The sequence below is a fragment of the Bartonella sp. bp_1 genome (genome assembly GCF_055808085.1).
Genome location: NZ_CM147851.1, coordinates 224,706 through 245,468, shown reverse-complemented (window position 1 = coordinate 245,468; position 20,763 = coordinate 224,706). Strand labels below are relative to the sequence as shown.

The following is a 20,763-nucleotide window of genomic DNA, read 5'->3' as shown; positions in this document are numbered from 1 at the left end:
CGTGCGGTATCAATCAGGCAACCTGCGGTGTTCGACCAGCAGCATCACTATCATTGACCCACTCGCGCAATACACCGGCAAACCGTTCTTCATCCATATCAATCATCTGATCAAGGCGGTTTTGCGGTGGCACACGCATGCGACTTCTAAGGTCACCCAGCATATCACCATTTACCATGGCATTGCTATTGAAACCTTCAACAGCCAATTGCTGCTGATTGGCCAGTGCAGGCATATTCTCAGGACCTGCCAATGCTGTTTGACCATTACCTTCAAGAGCAGCCTGCCCACCGCGCATTTCACGCATCAAAGGACGTACACCCATAAAGAGGATCAAAAGAACCGCAATAACAAGAGCCGCACCATTGACAAGCCCAGATGTATAGCGCGACAGCGACTGCCACATCGGCGCTTCTACCGGTGCCATATTGGCATCCAGATTATCAATGAAGTCCATTGCTGTCACATTGACCTCATCCCCACGGCTTTTATCAATACCGGCTGCTGTTGCCACCATCTGTTGGATACGGGCAATCTGATCGTCAACATAATTGGCAGGAGCCGGCGTCTCGCTTGCGGGCGGCGCCAAACGCGCACGGTCAATCGTTACCTGCACTTTCATATTTTTAATCGCAAAACCATCACTGACTGTTGTGACTGTTTTAGAATTGATTTCATAGTTGGTTGTTTCTTCACGACGATCTTTTTTATCCGATGAGTTATCACCGCCACCGCCAGCCAACTCTTCCTGGGGAATATTTTGCTCCACACCAACAGCATTATTATTACGTGAATTCTGGCTGTCTCCCTGTTCACGAACATTGCGCACAGACCGCGCAACCTGTGAATCGGGGTTAAAAGTTGTCTCACTGGTCTGACGGCGGTCTGTATCAAGCTCGATACTGACCGATGTCTGGAAATGCTGTAACCCGATAATCGGGGCCAACTGGCGGCGGATATTGTCTTCAATCTGGCTTGTTACTTTTTCCTGTAATGAAGAAGCCATCATCGGCGTCCCATTCATAATATCGGCACCCGAAGCCAGCAACTTGCCATTTGTATCCATAATTGTAACAGAGCTTGCCTCGAGCGAAGGCACAGCCGAAGCCACAAGATGGCGGATGGCTTGTGCCGCTTCTGGCGCAAAACCGCCTTCTGTACGAATAACAACAGAAGCTGTCGGTTTCTGATTGGCACGACGGAAAGAACCTTTGTCTGGCAGCACAATATGGACACGGGCAGCCTTGACACCCTGCACCGCCTGGATCGTACGGGCGATTTCACCTTCCAGGGCGCGCTGGCGTGTAATATCCTGCATAAAGGATGTCAGGCCCAGATTGCCCATATTGTCAAAAAGCTCATAACCGGCATTATTCGATGTCGGCAGCCCTTTTTCGGCCAAAAACATACGCGCTTTTTCTGCCTGCCCGACGGGGACCTGAACCGCACTGCCATCGGATGAGACATCAAAAGCAATACCGGCCTCGCCCAATGCCATACCCATACGGTTAACATCATCACGGGACAAACCGACATAAAGCGTTTCATAGGTTGGACGCGTCAGATAGAAGCTTGAAAACAGAATTGTCCCAAAAAGAGCCAACCCAACCAGACCAAGAGCAATAAGACGTTTTGCTCCCAATCGGCCTAAAGCTGTTCCCAATGAACTTAAAAGCACCTGTAGTCTTTCCAGCATCGAACTTCACCATTTTTATACGGCCACCGGCCAAAACACTTCATTTCCGGTATCTTAAAGCCTATCCGGCATCACAATACCCTTATCTCATCCTGCACCATAATGGCTGAAGCTTGCGCGAAGGTGATCTATATTCAAGATTTTATTAACCTTAACGGGGCCTTAACGAGAAAAATGGGTGGAAAAAAAGTTAAAAAAAACATCATGGCGGGTTGGCATCAACAGCAGGCACTCCCTATATATAAGAAGAATTAACCCATACAGATTAGGCTCAGAACTTAGAGATAGGAGAGACGTTTGCGCACCCTACCCAGATTTTCATTTCGCCAGATCATAACATTGGGATTAATGTGCCTGCCATTGGCCGGTTGTGACAGTGAGCCTGCAACATGTGGGTCCGAAGATGTCATATCCAATCTGCGTGGCAAACTGATAGATGGTCTCAATTACGAAGTCGGTGTCAAAGGCTATTATGACGGCACCCGTGCCGCTCTTGAATTACTCAACCCGCAAACCATCGGACAAAGCGGAGATATGATGCTGTGTAATATCACCATGAAAATGATCCATTACACAGATCCCAAAACCGGCAAACGTTATCCGGCACCGCAGGAAAAATCTTTACAGATACCTTATAGTTTCAAACGCATCGATGCCATGATTACACTGGTGAAAATCAACCAATAGATTTTATCTGGATCAAACTAAAAAAGTTCTTATATCGCAAGAATAGAAAACAAAAAGGCCGGGAAAACCCGGCCTTCTTTAGTTTTGTAAACCAATCTGCAATTAGCCGCGGAACAGAGCCAAGATATTCTGGCTGTTCTGGTTAGCAATCGACAGAGCCTGAACACCAAGCTGCTGCTGAACCTGCAGAGAAGCCAAACGAGCAGATTCTTTGTTCATGTCAGCATCGACCAGAGAGCCGATACCCTTATCCAAAGAGTCGGTCAGAAGTCCGACGAATTTCTGCTGGTTCTTGATCTGCTTCATCGAAGCACCAAGATCGGCACCGGCATCAAGAACATTCTGGTTGGCAGTTTCAATCTGTTTGCCCATGGCAGTGATCAAACCTTCAACCAGAGCACCGCTCATACCATCAAGCTTGGCTTCAGCAAAATCCTTGACACTTACGTTACTCTTTAAGATCTCTTTAACAAGATCTGAACGTGCTTTGGTGACGGCGTCAACCAAACTCTGACGAGAAGTAGTCGTACCTTGTACCCATGCGTCCAAATCAGCTTGAGCCTTGGCAACAGCACTCACCTGAGTTTTGAAAGAGGCTGCAGAAAGTTTCACCGTACCTGAGCCGAAAACAGTGCTGACAACGCCAGAGCTCAAATCAACCTTGCCGGTTGTTGCATCTGTTTTACCGAAGTTAAGCGTCTTACCGCCGACATCGATCATATCAACATAAACAGCGTTATCTTCACGACGGTAACCACCGGTCACACGAACCGAACTACCACCATCGGTCAAGAAGTTCTTTTCAGCCATTGTTGTCGACTTAATGGCATTTTCCATACCGTCCATCGACTTACGAAGATCGGCCTGAAGCTTTTGAACGTCACGGCCTTCTTTGTTCTGGGCTGTGATGAGTGTCTGAGACATATCATTGAGGCGATCTTTTGACTGTTCAACAGCCTGATAGGCAGTATCGATCTGCTGATAGCCAAGGTTCATCGCATCGCTGACAGCGCCCAATGAGCTTGCATCGGAACGCATCATCGAAGAAATTGACCAATAAGCTGTGTTATCGGCAGCGGATGAAACACGAAGACCGGTCGAAATACGATTCTGTGTTGTGTCCATATTGTTGCCGATAGTCTTCAATGATTGAAGAGCTGTCATTGCGGATTGGTTTGTAAGTAAGCTAGTACCCATAATAGTTGTCCCTTTAATAAGAATAAATTGGAGAGGGACATGCTGGCTTTCCCAGCTGGCGACGGCTCGACATCATGTCTGTTAGATATTTCTAACCCGTCACGCATTCATATCTATCATATTGGACAATGAAGTAAAGTCCCTTTTTCTACTTTATCTTACTTTTTTTCTTGACTAGATATCAGCCCCCTTAAAAAAGCCTTAAAAACCGGCATCAAGGAAGCGTTAACCATAATAAAAACTCCATGTTTTTTTCTTGTTAACCCAAGAAAAGACATCGCAAAAAACCGCTATTTATCGTTTGTAGATTTATCGTTGCCTGCATAAACGGCGAGAATCTATAAAAATGGAATTCATCTCATAAAGGGAATAAGTAAAAACCAGCAAAATCTGTTCCTTGAACCAGAATTCAGATTCTATTGCGCCATCAAGCCGGAGCGCTATACGCCAAATGATCTTATCAAGCTGCCGACAAGAATATTCCACCCGTCAATCAACACAAAAAACAAGACTTTAAAGGGAAGAGAAATAACAGTCGGCGGCAGCATCATCATACCCATCGACATGGTCAATGTCGCAACGACCAGATCAATCACCAGAAACGGCAATACAATCAGAAAACCGATTTCAAAACCGCGCCGCAATTCCGAAATCATAAAAGCCGGTACCAATACACGCAGATCGACCTGTTCTCCCTCGCCTACCTGAAAAGATGGATCAGCAAGATCGACAAAAAGATCAAGATCCTTTTCACGCACTTGGGAAAGCATAAAATTACGAAAAGGCTGACTGATTTCCTGCGCGGCCTGTTGTTCGGTAATCTTATTATCAATCAACGGCTGCACACCATTTGTCCATGACTGGTTGAAAACCGGTGCCATCACATAAAAAGTCATAAACAATGCCAATGATACCATCACAAGATTGGAAGGCGCTGTCTGCAACCCAAGGCCCGAGCGTAACAAGGAAAAAGCGATAGCAAATCGGGTAAAACTGGTGACCATCATCAACAGCCCCGGCGCTACCGACAAAACGGTCAAAAGACCGAAAAGCTGAACGATACGTCCCGAAACAGTTGTCGCCCCTTGCGGTACCAGATTGGCCAATGCACTTCCCACACCGGCTGTAGGAGCGGCAGCACCACCAGCGCTTTGCGCCAGAGCAGCCCCCATCCCAAAAACCAATACCATAATAAATGCAAGACCTAGACGCTTCATTGTTCAATCACCAAAGATGAAATCAGGACGTTGGAAATTTTTCCTTCCGAACGCACCCGCGCCCGATCCAGCAAATCCTCACGCAAGCCTAATAAACCGGAAGGACCTTTTATCTGGGCAATTGTTGTCTCACGCATAAAAGCCAGAAAATCATTTGTAATTTCTGCTGCCAGAGCCGGAGAAACAATTTCACCCGGCTGTGCAACCAATGCCACTTCCATACGAATCCATGCATTGTTGGGGGCAGCCATATTGGTCAAAATCGGCGGCAATACGGTAACATTGGCATTGGCGGCAATAATATTGCCAAGATTTTCAGCCTTTTCCTTAACTTCCGGCGGCGGTGGCGGCGTAATCTCTTTGGATATCTGAGCCCCAAGCAGCCAACCACCGGCAGCCGCTACGAGAGTCAGCACCGCCCCGGCAATAATAAGGGCTTTGGCACCGCCATCTTTCTTCTTTGCACCTGAAGCGTCATCCGCTGCCATAAGTAAACCTTGTCAACAATTGCCAAACAACAGGATGATATGATCACCCCATGTCCCATCTATACCATATTGATTTAAAGGAATGAATAAAGACTAAATACAAAAGAGGCAATCCGTTTATGAAAGATAAACGGATTGCCTCTTGTCTTGAACGACGATTAAAATGGTGAAATCTGATTGAGCAATTGCTGCCCATAAGGCGGCTGCTGTATTTCACTCATACGACCACGGCCACCATAAGAAATACGGGCCTCGGCAATCTTGTCATAAGCGATCGTATTATTACCAGTAATATCGCGCGGACGCACAACACCGGCAATATTCAATACACGTAGTTCATAATTGACACGTACTTCCTGCGAACCATTGATCACCAGATTGCCATTAGGCAGTACATCGGTCACGACAGCAGCAACCGAAAGCTGGATATCCTCGTTACGATTAACTTTGGCATCACCCTTTGAATGGGCGGATGAATCACCATTTACACTACCGGCATTTCTGGCTAGCAAATGATAACTCGCACCCAGACTGTATTTGGCGCTCGAATCTTTTTTCAAATCGCTTTTATTATTCATATTGGCACGGTCATTGATCGAAATCATAACCGTCAGAACATCGCCGGGCTTGGTCGCACGCGGATCACGATAAAAGCTTTTCGAATTGGCTTGATAAAGCGAATACTTGCTTTCGTTCGGCTTGGACGGATAAAGATCCGGATTAAGTGACGGCGCATAGCCAAGGTCGGCACGCACCGGTGAAAAATCAGGCGCACGATTGAAATCTTTGGTATTATAGGCACAGCCCGACAGCATTGTCGCCGCAACCAGTATCCCCCCGACAATTTTCATGGCTTTTATCTTATTTTGGATTGTTACAATCTTTTTCATTGTGTAGCCTCCGCGGCTTTAGATGGAAGGGGTTTACCGGCCGGCACATGTTGGACACTTACCAACACACGCGTAAGATTAGCGGATTTCTCCGGCGGCAATTCATTCATAATCGCGCTTGATACACGCGGTGTCAGCTTGAGAATGATAGCAGCCGCAGCCACATCATCAACAAGCGCCAATTGGGCGGCAGCCGCCGATGGATTCATTTTTGAAATGATCGCAACCAATGAATCCTGCGCTTTATCAAGAAACTCGTTACGGCGCACTAGCCAAGTTTCATATTCCTTGCGCTTCTCTTCCAGCACCTTGATACGTTCATCAATCTGGGAACGTAGCTGCACCAGTTGCTGACTTTGCAACTCAAAACGCGCATCGGCAGCCTGACTATCAATATTACCGCAAAAGCGTTCAATCTCATCGACGCTGGCATTAGCTGAAGGCAATGGTGCCTGTCCAGGTTCGATTGCCGGCGCAGCTCCACCGATTTTCGGGGTTGCTTCAGCGGGCTTCCCTTGCGGTGTCTGCGCATAAGCATTCCCGATCAGGCCGGCAAAGGGTACCAGACTTAAAACAGTCAACACATGGCGGCGTGATTTCATCATTGGACGACAAGCTCCGCATGCAAGGCACCCGATGTCTTGATGGCCTGCAAGATCGCAATAATGCCCGTCGGCTTGATTCCGATCTGATTGAGACCTTTCACAAGATTATCAAGATCTGTACCGCTCAAAACACCAATTTGCGATGTTTCTTCATTGGCATCAACTGCTGTCTGCGGCAGCACAACCGTTTCACCAGTCTCGGAAAAAGGCTGTGGCTGCGAAGCATAAGGCGTTTCTGTAACACGCACAGTTAAAGAACCATGCGAAATCGCCACTTTCGAAACCCGAACTTTTTCGCCAATAACAACAGTACCCGTGCGTTCATCAACAACAACACGTGCCACTTCATCTGTGGGAATCGGCAAACCTTCAAGCTCGGCAATAAAACGTGTTGAAGAAATATCGCTAGGCTTAGTCAAGACAACTGTCTTGGCATCACGCTCTTTGGCAACTGTCTTACCGTAACGCTTGGAAGCAAAAATATTGACCAAATCGGCAACATGGACGGCTGTCGAGAAATCAGGATTGCGCAATTCCAAAACAATCTCGTTTTCATGATTGAAATTGCCTTCAACCTTACGCTCGACCAATGCACCATTCGGCACACGGCCTGATGTCGGCACACCCTGCGTTACGCTTTCAGCCGCACCTTGTGCACCAAAACCGGAAATAATCATATTACCCTGTGCTACCGCATATGTCTCGCCATCTGCACCCAACAAAGGCGTCATAACAAGCGTGCCACCCTGTAGCGATGTCGCATCACCCAAAGAAGAAACCGACACATCGATACGTGACCCCGGCGTTGCAAAAGGTGGCAGGTCAGCCGTCACAATAACAGCCGCAATATTGTTGGCGCGTGAAGCACCTGCAGGCGGACTAATCCCCAGATTGTCCAGCATGGCCCGCAAGGACTGTTCGGTAAACGGTGCATTGCGCAATGAATCACCCGTACCATTAAGGCCGATGACCAGACCATAACCAACAAGCTGGTTATCACGCACACCTTGAATTTCAGCGATATCTTTAAGACGAGCCACAACACCGGAAGCACCAAGTTCGGCATAACGCATCTTTGCCGGATCACCACCCGAACCGAGCCAATCGGCATCGGCAGCTGCTTGCGAGCTGAATTGACGTGCGCCCTTTCCAGCCCCATCGGCATAAAGCGGCATAATCCCCGTCAACAATGCAGCAAAAAGTGCAAAAGAACGTATAATCATTGGAAACCTACCCGGACGCTTCCGTCATCCATTACCGTACCCGATACAACCCGACCGGAGTCGACATTACGTACCTTGATCATATCGCCGGCACTACCCGGCTCCAGCGGCACACCATTAGCTGTAATTGTCAGATCACCTGACTGGAAAACCAGCTTAGTTGACTGACCGCGATTAACCAAAACAGGCTCTCCCAAAGCCGACAGGGAAATAGGCCGTCCGGCAACAAGAGTACGCTTAGCAACCTTGTTCATCAGCTGTTTCAATTCCAGCACATAAAGCGGAGCCGCATCGTTTTTGACAAAAAAGCTTTTCTCAATAAGCCCGATATCTGTGATTGTCTGGCCCGGATAGACCGTTTTTGTCGGTACAATAAAATCAAACCGGTCAGCATGCCCTTGTCCGATCATGGCAAAGAACATTATCACAAAGCTAAGAAACGAAAGCTTTTTCATTTTATTACCTCAGATTTTTCGAGACAACAGCTGACATTTCGTCGGCGGTCTGGATAACCTTGGAATTCAATTCATAAGCACGCTGGGCAGCAATCATATCCGTCATTTCCTTCACTGGATCGACGTTGGATGCTTCCAGATATCCCTGTAACAGCGTACCAAAATTCTCTTCACCCGGATTGGAGGCAATTGGAGGACCAGAAGCCTGTGATTCACGAAAGAGATTGTCACCGACCGGTTCAAGACCGGCTTCATTGGTGAAGTTGATCAAATTAATACGACCGGCTTCCTGCGGTGCAGCATCGGCATCAGTTTTATAATAGACCGTACCATCTTGACTGACGGTAATAATACCATTCTTACCGATTTCATTCGGAATATTGATCACCGGCTGCACGAGGTTCCCGTCAAGTGTGACCACTTCACCGTTTTCATTGATATTGAACGCACCCGAACGAGTATAGAATGTATTACCGTTGGGATCTTGAATTTCAAACCAGCCACGTCCCTGAATGGCAAGATCCAAATCATTATTGGTCTGGATAAATGAACCCTGCATATGTAGGTTACGGACAGCGGCTGTACGCACCCCCATACCGATCATCGCGCCTTCAGGAATGGTTGCCTGATTCATCATGTTCGGCACACCGACCATACGTTCCGATGTATACATCAAATCGGCAAACTCGGCACGCGCACGCTTATAGCTCGTCGTGTTGACGTTGGCGATATTGTTCGCAATAACATCAAGATTGGTCTGCTGGGCATTCATACCGGTTGCAGCAATCGATAAAGCTCTCATCACCATGTTTTCGTTCCTTGTCTAAATTCTAGAAACCATAAGGTTTCGACTAAATTTGCATACGGCTAACTTCAAGATAGGCCTGAACAATCTTGTCACGAATGGCAATTGCCGTATTCAATGATTGCTCGGCTTCCATCACCGAATTGACCACATCACGCACCGCAACGTCGCCACCGGCCATTTTCTGCATCGATAAGCTTTCGGCATTTTGTAACTTGTTGCTAGCCGCCCCTGATATTTCTGCCAAAACCTGGTCAAAACTTGTTGCCTTGGCGTCTTGGGTCTGTTGTCCCGGGGTAATCGGATTTGTCTGCGCTGCCTGACCGGCACCATGCGTCTGTGTCAAACGATCAAGAGCCGCACGTGTCGCAACACTGGTAAGAGACTGTATCATCTTTAAATCCTCGAAAACTTAATGAGACCAGCCATCAAATGTGCCGAACGGCGGATGACTTCCAGATCAGCCTTGTAAGATTCATCAATCGTGCTTTCCTGTTGGCCTGTCAGGACATCAGCGCTCTCAATCAATGCATTGATATCAACAACAATATCTTCTGCTTGCAGGTTCATATCCAGCATATCAGCCTCTCAATAAATCTATAGTTTGTGAAACAAGATCACGTGCCTGCCGGATGACCTGAAGATTGGCTTCATAAGTACGATTGGCTTCACGCATATCCGCCATTTCAACAATGGCATTAACATTGGGGTATTTAACATAACCATTGGCATCGGCTGCCTGATGGCCTGGTTCATACTTCATGATATAGGGCGCACGATCATGATCAATCCGTGATATTTCGACACCTTGTGAATCTTCATAAGGATTAAGCACAGCTTCAAAACTAACTGTTTTGCGCTGATAAGGTGTCGACCCCGGCGTCGGCCCTGTCGAATTGGCATTGGCCATATTTTCTGCGATAATACGCAACCGTGTCGACTGCGCCGACAAACCTGTTGCCGCCACGCGGCCTGCTGCGATTAGAGGATCAGACATAATCAAGCACCTCCTTTTACAGTTGCCATCATCATGCGATGGAAAGCTTTGACAATAACGGTATTGAGCTGCATCTCACGGCCAATTTCACCGCCTTTGCGCATTTCATCTTCCAGATTAACAGTATTGCCCGAGTGCGTTGTTTCACTCGTGTCGATAGGCTGCAAAGCCTCTGTTCCCATACCACCATCTGTCACATCCATATGCGCCTGATTGGTAACAGCCATACTCATAACTTGATTGTTGAGAACTGATTCAAAAGATTTGACATCACGCGCCTGAAATCCGGGCGTATTCACATTGGCAACATTGCCCGCCACTGTACGCTGGCGTACAGCAAGCCATTCAGCCTGCTTTGATGCTAAATCGAAAAGATTAACCGATTCGACCATGTGTCCTTACCTTGTTGGCCCTCATTCTCGGACGATGCCGTTTTAGAGGAGCTTCTTGCGATAAAAACACAATAGCGACCCAATCTTGCGCAAAGCTTGCGTCAGGGTAAGGTCTTGTTAATATTTAAAAGAAATTCTTTAACGTAATGTTTTATATTGATTTTTTAATAAAAAAATCATCAAGCCATTAAGAAAATACGCCCATAACCATTATGTCAGACTAGCCTTCAGTCTTACCGACCTGCTTTTGTGATACAATAACACCCTTTGATGTACGCATTTTCCAACCACCTGTCTGCTTGTCCTTGACAACCCTGATATAACGGCTGCCATCCGGCAAAACACCACCCGGTGCAGCAAACCAATAATTTTGGTCATATTCAATCAAGGCCATGCCATCGACTACATCTTTTAGGACATAAGGTTTTGCCGCAGGTGCCGTCGGTTTTAACCCCGTATCGATTGGCGCCGGCACATCACCAACAGGCAAGCCTGCTCCGTTTGACATAATGGCTTTTGCTTCATCCAATTCTGCCGCAGCATAAGGATCAACTGTGTCTACCGGCTCATAAGGCCCTTCCTGAAAACGACTTTGTGCATTAGGCTGCCTGGATAGGCTGCTTGACATAGATGACCAATTATTATTAGCCGAATGCAGCATATTAATCTGCAAGGCATAAACAACAATCGGCAGACTGCCACACCCCAATGCCAACACAATACCGCCAATACGCAACAATGCATCCAACGATGTGAAAAGCCCCAATAAGCCCGTTCCGCCTGTTGCCATCCACAGTGCCTTGGTCCGGCTCTGACTTTTATTATCATAATACAGATCCAACGACACATCTTCCGTACCAGTCAAGAATGCTCTTATACGCCCCCACAAGGAATTTTGGCCCGCCGTCTCCTCAACGCGTTTGACAGATTGCTGCCCACGTTCCATGCCATAAAGAAGCTGGGATAATTCCTGCTCCGCGCGCTGTGAGCGTTCTTGCATTTTCTTATGCCGCTGCAAGAGACGCGATGGCACCAGAGTGCTAAAGCCGCCAAAATCATCACCATGAGTCATATCGGTCATTATGGCCTCCCCCCTTCAACTTGTCGGGCTGCAGGGTCTAATTTTAGTGATCTCGCCAATTCATCATAAGGATCACGCGACACTGCCGTAAACGGCCCCTGCTGCATCGCCTCGTAAATACGCGGCACCAAAGTAACAGACTGATCCAATATTGCGTCCGAGCCGGGACGATAGGCACCCATAGCACGCAAATCACGAGATTCTTCAAAACGTGAAATCATCTCTTTCAAACTCTGTACAAGCTTGCGCTGTTCAGGTGTCCAGCTCAATGGAGCAAGACGTGAAATAGATGAAGGAATATCAACAGCCGGAAAGCGTCCCTGCGCCGCAATCGAACGATCCAACACAATATGCCCATCCAGAGTACCGCGGATTGCATCGGCGACAGGATCATTGTGATCATCCCCGTCAATCAAAACCGCATAAACACCGGTTATAGAACCCTTGCCCTCGGGGCCGGGGCCTGCGCGTTCAAGCAAACGCGGAAGCTGAGAAAAAACACTCGGCGGAAAACCACGCGATACCGGCGGTTCATCGGCGGCAATAGCCACTTCACGCGCAGCCAAGGCATAACGTGTTACCGAGTCGACCATCAACAAAACATTGTCACCGCGTGCACAGAAATATTCTGCAATGGTTGTTGCCGTTGCCGGCGCCAGACGACGCATCATCGGACTTTCATCACCAGTTGCGACAACAGTTACAACCTTATCAAGCTTGCCCTTCATAGTATCATCAAGCATGTCGCGTACTTCACGACCACGTTCACCGGTCATAGCCAATACGACCGTATCAAAATCATCTGTCTGGGTCATCATGGCAAGCAATGTCGATTTACCAACGCCTGACCCGGCAAAAATACCAATACGTTGCCCAAAACAAAGCGGTGTAAAAATATCAATCACTTTTACACCAGTGCGTAATCCTGTACCAACACGACCACGCTTCAATGCTGGCGGCGCATGGGTTTCAACCGGCATTTTACGATCACCTGAAAGTAATGGCCCAAGATCGTCAATCGCCTCACCCAGCGCATTGACAACACGCCCCCTCCACGACACATCCGGCGTCATCAGCAAGGGACCGGCCGGAAAAACAGATGCATTGAGAACAGGCACTTTGGTTTCATCAAAAGGTTTGATTAGCGCATGATCGGCATTAACCCGGATTACTTCACCACGAGACATTTCCCGATTACATTCAATCAAGACACTATCACCTAATGCAACAGAATCAGAAAGCCCACGCGTAGAAATTGCCGCACGTGATACATCGCTCACAACCCCGCCTGAACTGACCAATGTCGAAGGATGGGCATTTTCACGAACCATAAAAGCCGCCAGACGCGACAAGCTTTTCAACGGTGTTGCCAAAGACAAGGCTGCTGCCCCCCTAATATCATCCGTATTCTCGACAAGACGACTATCATTTTCAGCTTGAGATACGGCCACATCACCTGCTTCAACCGGAGTATCATCCATACCTTCAGCAACAACGGCTGCCTTTAAGGCACCAGCTTCATCCGGTCGATTTTCTGTCGGGGTAATATCGGCCACAGATCAGATCTTTCAAACTATATGTTAATCGAAAATATAGACACTTACTGGTTTTTACCGCCCAGTGTCTGGATAGCATTGCGGTTACTTTCTTCCTCGGTGCGCAGCATTGCTTCCACCTGTTCGAAAGCACGACTGACCTCGATCAACCGAGTCATTTCAATGACGCCATTGACGTTGGAATTTTCGATATAACCTTGCATGACACCGCCATTGACCGCATCATCTACAACCGGCACAGGCGGCTTATCCGGCACAATAGACTGATTCATACCATAGCTCAGTTTGGAATTTTCCTGAAGCTGGAAAACCCCGATCTGACCAACCTGAAGATTATTCTGATAAATAGCACCATCAGCCGAAATACGCGGCGGTCCATTTTGCGGATCAATCTGCAAAGGCGCCCCACCATTATCAAGATAGGGATAGCCTGAAACATTGACCAAACCACCTTCCGGCGTCATGATCATACGGCCATCACGTGTATAGGAAACACCTGTCGGTGTCTGAATAGAAAAATAGGCATCCCCTTTAACCGCAACATCCAGCGCATTGCCTGTCTGCGTTACGGGACCGCGATTGGTCGTGATGAAACTTTCACCGGCAGATGAAAAGCTGACTGTATCACGATTATCGGTTGCAGTTTGGGAAACCAAGCTATCAAATTTCAACGCCTCGCCTCGAAACCCAGGCGTATTGATATTGGCCATATTCATCGCGATCACTTCCATGCGTCGCGCCAGTGCAATCTGACCAGATACACCTACATAGATCGGATTCTGCATCGATCTTCCATCCTTCCATTTCTATAGATCCGCTTACCGGATCCATATCCGGCGGATAGAAGATATAAGCTTCAAACAGCCTCTATCCTTCAGAATCCGCCAGGTTTTAAATTTTGCATCGCCTGCAAGGTATTTTGCGAAAAGCCTGCAACACCCCCTACATTCGAACTTTGTAAAATTGTCAATGCAGGGCTAACCTGCGACTGGTTATTCAAATCGTACATCGCACTGAAGCGACCAATAAACTGGCTAGAAACACCGCCATCCGCCGTTACGACATCGTTGACATTAAGCTTCTTCTCAATCAGCTTTTTTTGCGCATCAATATCCGATGCCCTGACAGAATCAGGAATATTTAATGCCGTAAAAACAACTTCGGACAACGCCTTATCGGCAAGAACTTGATAGGCCCATCCATCTTTGTTCAATTTTCCATCACGTGCCAGTGTCGTCATTGTACGATTGAAATACAACGCCAAACGCGCGCCCGGATTTGAATTGCCGACATCTTCTTCAAGCGATTGCTGCATATACCGATTTACAGCAACTTTCGTTGCTGAATCCTGCTGCGTAGTCTTTTCACCATATTTATTAAAGTCAAAAGCCTTTGCAAATGCCTGAAACCGCTTATCCGTCATGCCTGCAGCATATTTCGGATCACTCAATACCTTACGAATTAAACCTTTGGCATAAGACATATCCTCAAGGCCGTATGCTTTTGTCGCATAATTATAGAGTCGGTCATCCGCCATAAAATCGTCAAGCGATTTCGCGTAAATAATATTTTCCTGATAATAGGCTGTCTCACGCTCGACAGTAGGATCTTTTTGAACCCGTTCAAGCGTTTTCTTCATATTATCAATTGTATTTCTATAGCTGACATAAGTGCCAATCATAGCGATACCTTTCCCGATTAACTGAGAGAATAGATGGTGAAGCTTGCCTGAACCTGATCTCTTAAAAAACTATTAATAAGATGATGGCATATAACATAGCCGCTTGTACCAATTGTCTGACTCATCATGAGCCTTTATATATAATGCGCCATAATCAGGGGCTATGCAAGTTTTTTACTTTTTGTGTTATGTTACATTTTCATGTGGCAAGCTTCACGCAAGCCCTAACATTTATAACCACGATCAATCTGGCAATAGGAGTATCTTGCCTTGGGTATTATTATCGGTATAGCAATTGCTCTGGGATGTATGCTTGGTGGCTTTATGGCCATGGGTGGGCACGTCTCGGTTCTCATTCAACCTTGGGAATATGTCATTATTCTCGGTTCGGCTATGGGTACTTTTGTCATTGCCAATCCCTTCCCAACTATTAAGGATACAATGAAAGCAACGCTGGAAGCATTGAAAGATGCTGTCCCAAAACAGAAAGATTTTCTTTCTGTTCTCGGCCTTCTCTTTGCTTTGATGCGTGAAATGCGTTCAAAATCACGTTCCGAGGTAGAAGGCCACATAGACAATCCAAAAGAGTCTTCGCTATTCCAACAATATCCAGGTGTCTTAAAGGATGATTCCATTACCAATTTCATATGTGACTATAGCCGCCTGATCATTATCGGGAATGCAAGGCCATTTGAAATTGAAGCCTTGATGGATGAAGAAATCCATACGATCAGCCACGACTCCCAGAAGCCTTATGAGGCGATGCAGGCCATTGCCGATGGTCTTCCTGCCCTCGGTATTGTGGCTGCCGTGCTTGGTGTCGTGAAGGCCATGGGTGCCTTGAATGAATCTCCTGAAGTGCTGGGCCATTTGATTGGCGCCGCGCTTGTCGGTACATTCGCCGGTATCTTCTTCTCTTATGGTGTGTTTGGTCCGATCGCGACAAAAATCAAAATGGTGCGCGATAAAAAAGCCCGTATGTATGTTGTCATCAAACAAACCCTGATTGCCTATATGAACGGTGCCATGCCACAAATTGCACTGGAATACGGACGCAAAACCATTTCTGCCAAAGACCGTCCGACTATTGACGTTGTTGAACAAGAAGCCATGTCAGCACCGGGCGCAGCGAAAGAAGCGGCCTAATCATGTCTGAACAGAATACAGAAACCCCCGTCGACGAAAAGAAACAGGATGCGCTTGCCGAGCACATTCTGCGCGCTGCTGGTCTTTCCAGCGATGACCTTATGTCATTCCAGCACATCTTTCGTGATACGGTCATCAATCTGTGTTCACGCCTTACCCTCTATAGCTCGACACCATTTGAAAGTAATGTAGAAGCTCTCGACACCCTCAATCCATCGGATATTCCCGCCGCCATGGGAACAGATGGACTGGTTGTCACGGCAGAAGCCGACCGTTGGGGCGGCAATGTTCTTTTCATTCTTGATCCAGATCTGCTTAGTCTTGCAACAGATGCTTTTTTTGGTGCCGCCACGCCCAGCGCTGGCAATCGCAATGGCCGTCCGATCAGTGCTGTTGAAAAGCAAGTTGGTCAAGCTGTTGCCCAATCACTAGCGCAGGCCATGGATGATATTTTTGGCAATGGCGACGGTACATTAATGAGCGTTAAGGACATTGTCAGTGCAGCACAATTTGATATGGAAGAATATGAACATGCCCGCATGTTCACCTGTCTGCTTTCTGTGAAATATGGTGAAGAACATACCAATTTACGCATTCTGATGCCACGCAGCTGCCATCGGCCTATTCAGGAAGCGATTACACGTATGTTGCGTACTCCTTCGACACGCACGGATCCAACATGGGCCAAACGCTTAAGGCAAGAAGTCAGCCGTGCCCACGTCAATATCGAAGCCTATATGCTGCAGGGCACACTGACATTGGAAGATCTGTGCAATCTCACTGTAGGACAAGTTCTGCCGTTGCCCGTTAACGCTGTTAAACAAATTCGCTTACGAAGCGGTGACAAACCACTTTATAAATGCTCTCTCGGCAAAGTAGGAACAAATTTTTCTATCCGGGTGAGTGATCCAATTGATGAAGAAGAGGAAATGATCGATGAGCTGGTTCATGGTTAATATCATCAGTGCCGTTATGGCCATGTTGTCACTGGGTGTGTTTTTAATCACAACCCGCAAACTTGCCAACACAATCCGTCTTGGCCGCGAGCTTGCCATACAGGTAAACGCTGCAACACGCAGTCTTGACCGTGCAGTCAGCGCACTGCGTGAAGAACATCAGGACTTCCGCGACGAGAACCGTAAGCTTGATGCCCGGATTGGCGAATCGGCACGTATCCGTCGTGACGTTGACCGCTCTGTTGCCCATATGGAAAATGTACGCAATCAGTTGCAAGGGGATTTTAACCGTCTGCGTGGTATCCTGACAGCTCAGGCTCACGGCCCAGCAGTATCATCGAGCGCAGGTCATTCAGCTGCTATTTCTCCAGCAGTACAAACCAGCGGCTTGCCGGTTTTCGTGAACCGAAAAGTCCATAAAGCGGCCCTTGGCAACAAGATCCAGCTTTAAAACGATAAAACGGCCTTCTGGCCATAGAAAAAACGGTGAAGCCAATGGCAGATGAAATAAAACCAACACCGGGCGCAGCCCCTTCAATGGCGCCGAAACCAGCCGGCGCTACAGGTGGATTTCAACCGAGCGGTAGCGCTCCGGGTGCTGGCGGCTTTGCAGGCGGTGCCAAACCAGCGGGTAATTTTGCAGCGGGTGGCGCAGCCAAACCGGCAGGCAGCACTGCTGCACCAGCCGATACGGCCAGTAACTCTGATCTCATCATGAGCATCCCTGTCGAGGTTCAAGTTGTACTGGGCTCAACAACCATGCCAGTTGCAACATTGATGAATCTTGGCCGCGGCGCCGTTATTACGCTTGACAAACAGATCGGTGATCCTGTGGACATCGTTGTCAACGGTCGCATTATTGCACGCGGTGAAGTTATTGTTCTGGAGGATGATTCTTCGCGCTTCGGCGTCAGCCTTACAGAAGTAATCGGTAAATAACCGGCACGCACCAAGCGAAAGACGCACATGTCAGAAGCAGAAAAAAAGACAGATATCGGTAAAGAAAATCTGAAAGTATCAGGTGATTCTATCAGCGAAAAAACAAAAGCGCTGCATTCTTCCATTATCGATTCACTCACCGGCCAACAAAAGGTGGCCGCGCTTCTGGTTGCGATGGGCAAACCTGCTGCCGCAAGACTTTTGAAACATTTCAGCCCTGACGATCTACGCCGTCTTACCGGTCAGGCCCATACACTGCCTGATATTAGCCTGTCTGACTTTGAAGTCTTGGTTCGGGAGTTTGAAGATAAATTCGCCGAAGGCGTTTCATTCTCGCAAGCTGGCGAACGTTTCGAAAACCTTGTCCTTGAAACGCTGCCAGAAGATGAGGCTGCAGCCGTACTTGATCCATCTTCCACTCCCGCACTGCCAATGGAAAGTATTTGGGATATTATGGCGCGTCTGTCGCCGGAAGACCTACAAGGGCATCTGACGGGAGAACACCCACAGGTTGTTGCCTATATTTTTTCCAAACTGCCTTCTGACATTGCGGCTAAAATTCTCCTCGAAGAAAACATGGCTGTACGCTCTGATATTATCAAGCGTTCCCTGCATCTGCGCAATGTCCAACCGGCTGCAGATGAATTACTTGAAAGCGCCTTGCGTCCGCTGCTGACTAAAGAAACTGCTGTGGAAGAAAAATCCCATTACGGTCAGGTCGCAACCATTCTTAATCAGCTCGACAAGAGTGAAATTGATGAAATGTTATCAAGTCTTGAAGGAATCAGTCCGGAAGACCTTGCTGCCATCAAATCGAAACTCTTTGTCTTTGACGACATTCCGCGGCTCAGCGAACGCGCACGCTTGCTGCTTTTTGATGACATTCCTGCCGATACCATTATCATGGCCTTGCGCGGCGCCGACGCACAGATGAGCGAACTTATTTTGAGTTCTCTGTCGCAGCGCAGCCGCCGCATGGTAGAAGGTGAACTGGCCACCCCGAACGACCAAATCAGTCAGACCGATATATCCAATGCACGACGTGCTATCGCGCAGGCAGCTATCCAACTTGCCGAACAGGGTTCCATCAGCCTTGCCGGTGAAGAGGAGGGTGCAGCCTGAGTGCTGCACTATAGTGGATGGCTGAGGATAAACCAGACAAAGAGAGTCAAACCGAAGAGCCAACCGAAAACAAGATCCGAAAAGCGGAAGAAAAGGGTAACCTTCCAGTCTCTCGCGAATTACCGATCTTCTGCTCACTCCTTGCCTTTTCCATGATCGCTGTGTTCATCGCCTATCCAAGCATGTCAAAACTATCCACCTTTTTATTCCAGCTGATAGACAGACCTGAAGATTGGCGTCTTAACGGTGCAGAAGATATCAAGAATCTTTTGATTATTGTCGGTACGACCGTCGGTGTAGCTTTGGCGCCTATTTTTGTCATTATTCCTGTTGCTGGCATGACAGCATCAATGATCCAGAACGCACCCCGCTTCATCGGAGAACGCATTAGGCCACAATTTTCACGCGTCTCCCCCATGTCTGGTTTCAGCCGTATTTTCGGCAAGGCTGGCTTCGTTGAATTTCTCAAATCATTAGCAAAACTTGTCGGTGTTTCCGGTATCGTCTACATGACGTTCTTTAAAGGAAATACTGTTTTTATCGATGCCCTCGCCACTGACCCAAAAGCAATTCCGGAATTTATCCGTTCCGAACTTGCCAGCCTTTTGATTTGCAATACTGTTGCCGTTGTCGCTATTGCAGGTTTCGATATTTTCTGGTCGCGCATCAATTGGCGCAACCAGTTGCGTATGACAAAACAAGAGGTCAAAGACGAACACAAGGATATGGAAGGCAACCCGATGCTTAAGGCGCGTATGCGCTCATTAGCACGTGATCGTATCCGTCGCGCCATGATGGCCAAAGTACCTTCGGCAACTCTGGTTGTTGCCAACCCAACACACTTTTCCGTTGCAATGCGCTATAATCCGCCCCAAGACCCCGCCCCCGTCGTTATTGCCAAAGGGCAGGATATATTGGCCTTGAAAATCCGTGAAATCGCTACTGAAAACGATGTACCCGTTATCGAAAATGTTGAACTAGCCCGCGCCCTTTACAAGCAAGTCGAGATTGACCAAATTATCCCACAAGAGTTTTATCAGGCTGTTGCCGAACTAATCCGTTTTATCAATACACAAAAGCTGCATTGATTACTACATGAAACGCATTATACAACAAAATCTCGGGGCCTTAACAAATGAGTATAAAAATGAAAAATGAAGAATTCACCGAAATGCGTGAAATGATAATTGCCCGTCAGGTTGCCCGTATCCTGCCAGACCTCAAACTTGTCGACCCTGCAGATTACATTGTCTATATCCAAGCTGAACAATTTGCCAATATTACAGATATTGTCGATGCTGCCACAGAGCTGCATTTCTATCCTCACACCTTGCGGTTTGGCAATGGCGGCAACTATAAGCTGGAATGGGATGAACTTCCCTCGATCTCATTGGACATGGAGTTTTCCAATGAAGGCGTTACCGCCTACTTCCGCCTGACTCTTTCCGCTGAAAGCTTCAATGTCCAGCTTGACAACATCATTTTTGAGAACCCAGCAACTGATGCAGAAGATAATACCCAAAAACTTGTACAAGCGCTCAATGATGCGCGCATCCTGAAGCCAGCCATGTAATGGAAAAGCCTAAGGAATAAAGAGGATTTCGCTTATATTCATTTTTTTACATCCCAC

At 47.5% G+C, this 20,763-nt stretch carries 25 protein-coding genes; 8 read left to right on the top strand and 17 right to left on the bottom strand.

All coding sequences use genetic code 11. The features are described 5' to 3' along the window. Window positions 1–13: 13 nt before the first annotated feature. On the bottom strand, window positions 14–1,696 hold the full coding sequence (gene fliF / locus ACYZ97_RS01255; RefSeq protein WP_473299627.1) for a flagellar basal-body MS-ring/collar protein FliF: 1,683 nt from the start codon (window positions 1,694–1,696) through the stop codon (window positions 14–16). Between the two features lie 297 nt (window positions 1,697–1,993). On the opposite strand from fliF, the gene ACYZ97_RS01250 reads away from it, so the two are divergent. After that, complete coding sequence (locus ACYZ97_RS01250) at window positions 1,994–2,383, top strand: hypothetical protein (RefSeq protein ID WP_473299625.1); 390 nt, start codon at window positions 1,994–1,996, stop codon at window positions 2,381–2,383. 102 nt (window positions 2,384–2,485) lie between these two features. Here the strand turns inward: ACYZ97_RS01250 and ACYZ97_RS01245 are convergent, their stop codons facing one another. The 16 genes from ACYZ97_RS01245 to ACYZ97_RS01170 form a co-directional block, all read right to left on the bottom strand. Beyond that, a complete protein-coding gene (locus ACYZ97_RS01245; RefSeq protein ID WP_473299623.1) occupies window positions 2,486–3,580 on the bottom strand; it encodes a flagellin N-terminal helical domain-containing protein in 1,095 nt (364 codons plus the stop codon). A 440-nt stretch (window positions 3,581–4,020) separates the two neighbouring features. Next, the gene (gene fliP, locus ACYZ97_RS01240; RefSeq protein ID WP_473299621.1) at window positions 4,021–4,797 is read right to left on the bottom strand and encodes a flagellar type III secretion system pore protein FliP; all 777 of its coding nucleotides are present in this window, start codon (window positions 4,795–4,797) and stop codon (window positions 4,021–4,023) included. Beyond that, on the bottom strand, window positions 4,794–5,285 hold the full coding sequence (locus tag ACYZ97_RS01235) for a flagellar basal body-associated FliL family protein (protein WP_473299620.1): 492 nt from the start codon (window positions 5,283–5,285) through the stop codon (window positions 4,794–4,796). Before ACYZ97_RS01235 ends, fliP begins: the two co-directional genes overlap by 4 nt. A 158-nt stretch (window positions 5,286–5,443) precedes the next feature. After that, window positions 5,444–6,136 carry a flagellar basal body L-ring protein FlgH gene (gene flgH, locus ACYZ97_RS01230; protein ID WP_473300599.1) on the bottom strand — a complete coding sequence of 231 codons (693 nt, stop codon included), beginning with the start codon at window positions 6,134–6,136 and terminating at the stop codon, window positions 5,444–5,446. Between the two features lie 35 nt (window positions 6,137–6,171). Next, on the bottom strand, window positions 6,172–6,777 hold the full coding sequence (locus ACYZ97_RS01225; protein ID WP_473300598.1) for a MotE family protein: 606 nt from the start codon (window positions 6,775–6,777) through the stop codon (window positions 6,172–6,174). Then, window positions 6,777–7,955, bottom strand: a complete 1,179-nt coding sequence (locus ACYZ97_RS01220; RefSeq protein WP_473300597.1) for a flagellar basal body P-ring protein FlgI — start codon at window positions 7,953–7,955, stop codon at window positions 6,777–6,779. Before ACYZ97_RS01220 ends, ACYZ97_RS01225 begins: the two co-directional genes overlap by 1 nt. A gap of 44 nt (window positions 7,956–7,999) precedes the next feature. Continuing rightward, window positions 8,000–8,458 carry a flagellar basal body P-ring formation chaperone FlgA gene (gene flgA, locus ACYZ97_RS01215; RefSeq protein ID WP_473299618.1) on the bottom strand — a complete coding sequence of 153 codons (459 nt, stop codon included), beginning with the start codon at window positions 8,456–8,458 and terminating at the stop codon, window positions 8,000–8,002. Window positions 8,459–8,462: 4 nt separating this feature from the next. Next, the gene (flgG, locus tag ACYZ97_RS01210) at window positions 8,463–9,260 is read right to left on the bottom strand and encodes a flagellar basal-body rod protein FlgG (RefSeq protein ID WP_473300596.1); all 798 of its coding nucleotides are present in this window, start codon (window positions 9,258–9,260) and stop codon (window positions 8,463–8,465) included. A 49-nt stretch (window positions 9,261–9,309) separates the two neighbouring features. Then, on the bottom strand, window positions 9,310–9,657 hold the full coding sequence (gene fliE / locus ACYZ97_RS01205; protein WP_473299616.1) for a flagellar hook-basal body complex protein FliE: 348 nt from the start codon (window positions 9,655–9,657) through the stop codon (window positions 9,310–9,312). A gap of 2 nt (window positions 9,658–9,659) precedes the next feature. Then, window positions 9,660–9,842: a hypothetical protein gene (locus tag ACYZ97_RS01200; RefSeq protein WP_473299614.1), complete on the bottom strand. Its 183-nt coding sequence runs from the start codon at window positions 9,840–9,842 to the stop codon at window positions 9,660–9,662. A gap of 1 nt (window position 9,843) precedes the next feature. After that, window positions 9,844–10,260 (bottom strand): flagellar basal body rod protein FlgC, encoded by a 417-nt coding sequence (gene flgC, locus ACYZ97_RS01195; RefSeq protein WP_473299613.1) that lies wholly within the window; start codon window positions 10,258–10,260, stop codon window positions 9,844–9,846. A gap of 2 nt (window positions 10,261–10,262) precedes the next feature. After that, on the bottom strand, window positions 10,263–10,652 hold the full coding sequence (gene flgB, locus ACYZ97_RS01190; RefSeq protein ID WP_473299611.1) for a flagellar basal body rod protein FlgB: 390 nt from the start codon (window positions 10,650–10,652) through the stop codon (window positions 10,263–10,265). 220 nt (window positions 10,653–10,872) lie between these two features. Continuing rightward, window positions 10,873–11,733 (bottom strand): hypothetical protein, encoded by an 861-nt coding sequence (locus ACYZ97_RS01185; protein WP_473299610.1) that lies wholly within the window; start codon window positions 11,731–11,733, stop codon window positions 10,873–10,875. Continuing rightward, window positions 11,733–13,064: a FliI/YscN family ATPase gene (locus ACYZ97_RS01180; protein WP_473300595.1), complete on the bottom strand. Its 1,332-nt coding sequence runs from the start codon at window positions 13,062–13,064 to the stop codon at window positions 11,733–11,735. The genes ACYZ97_RS01185 and ACYZ97_RS01180 overlap by 1 nt, the downstream gene beginning before the upstream one ends. A 269-nt stretch (window positions 13,065–13,333) precedes the next feature. Beyond that, window positions 13,334–14,074, bottom strand: coding sequence for a flagellar basal-body rod protein FlgF (gene flgF, locus ACYZ97_RS01175; RefSeq protein ID WP_473299608.1), 741 nt, complete (start codon window positions 14,072–14,074; stop codon window positions 13,334–13,336). Between the two features lie 89 nt (window positions 14,075–14,163). Then, on the bottom strand, window positions 14,164–14,970 hold the full coding sequence (locus ACYZ97_RS01170) for a DUF1217 domain-containing protein (RefSeq protein WP_473299606.1): 807 nt from the start codon (window positions 14,968–14,970) through the stop codon (window positions 14,164–14,166). A gap of 270 nt (window positions 14,971–15,240) precedes the next feature. Here ACYZ97_RS01170 and motA point away from each other — a divergent pair, with 270 nt between their 5' ends. From motA to ACYZ97_RS01135, 7 genes are read left to right on the top strand one after another with little or no spacing between them, the layout of a single operon-like run. Further along, the gene (gene motA / locus ACYZ97_RS01165; RefSeq protein WP_473299605.1) at window positions 15,241–16,116 is read left to right on the top strand and encodes a flagellar motor stator protein MotA; all 876 of its coding nucleotides are present in this window, start codon (window positions 15,241–15,243) and stop codon (window positions 16,114–16,116) included. A gap of 2 nt (window positions 16,117–16,118) precedes the next feature. Beyond that, the gene (locus ACYZ97_RS01160) at window positions 16,119–17,072 is read left to right on the top strand and encodes a FliM/FliN family flagellar motor switch protein (RefSeq protein WP_473299604.1); all 954 of its coding nucleotides are present in this window, start codon (window positions 16,119–16,121) and stop codon (window positions 17,070–17,072) included. After that, window positions 17,053–17,523, top strand: a complete 471-nt coding sequence (locus tag ACYZ97_RS01155) for a BAB2_0123 family type IV secretion system effector (protein ID WP_473299603.1) — start codon at window positions 17,053–17,055, stop codon at window positions 17,521–17,523. Before ACYZ97_RS01160 ends, ACYZ97_RS01155 begins: the two co-directional genes overlap by 20 nt. Before the next feature lie 44 nt (window positions 17,524–17,567). Beyond that, window positions 17,568–18,011, top strand: coding sequence for a flagellar motor switch protein FliN (gene fliN / locus ACYZ97_RS01150; protein ID WP_473299602.1), 444 nt, complete (start codon window positions 17,568–17,570; stop codon window positions 18,009–18,011). A gap of 27 nt (window positions 18,012–18,038) precedes the next feature. Continuing rightward, window positions 18,039–19,133 (top strand): flagellar motor switch protein FliG, encoded by a 1,095-nt coding sequence (locus ACYZ97_RS01145; RefSeq protein ID WP_473299600.1) that lies wholly within the window; start codon window positions 18,039–18,041, stop codon window positions 19,131–19,133. A 17-nt stretch (window positions 19,134–19,150) separates the two neighbouring features. Beyond that, window positions 19,151–20,221 carry a flagellar biosynthesis protein FlhB gene (flhB, locus tag ACYZ97_RS01140; protein ID WP_473299598.1) on the top strand — a complete coding sequence of 357 codons (1,071 nt, stop codon included), beginning with the start codon at window positions 19,151–19,153 and terminating at the stop codon, window positions 20,219–20,221. A 59-nt stretch (window positions 20,222–20,280) separates the two neighbouring features. Continuing rightward, complete coding sequence (locus ACYZ97_RS01135; RefSeq protein WP_473299596.1) at window positions 20,281–20,706, top strand: hypothetical protein; 426 nt, start codon at window positions 20,281–20,283, stop codon at window positions 20,704–20,706. The last annotated feature ends 57 nt before the right edge of the window (window positions 20,707–20,763 follow it).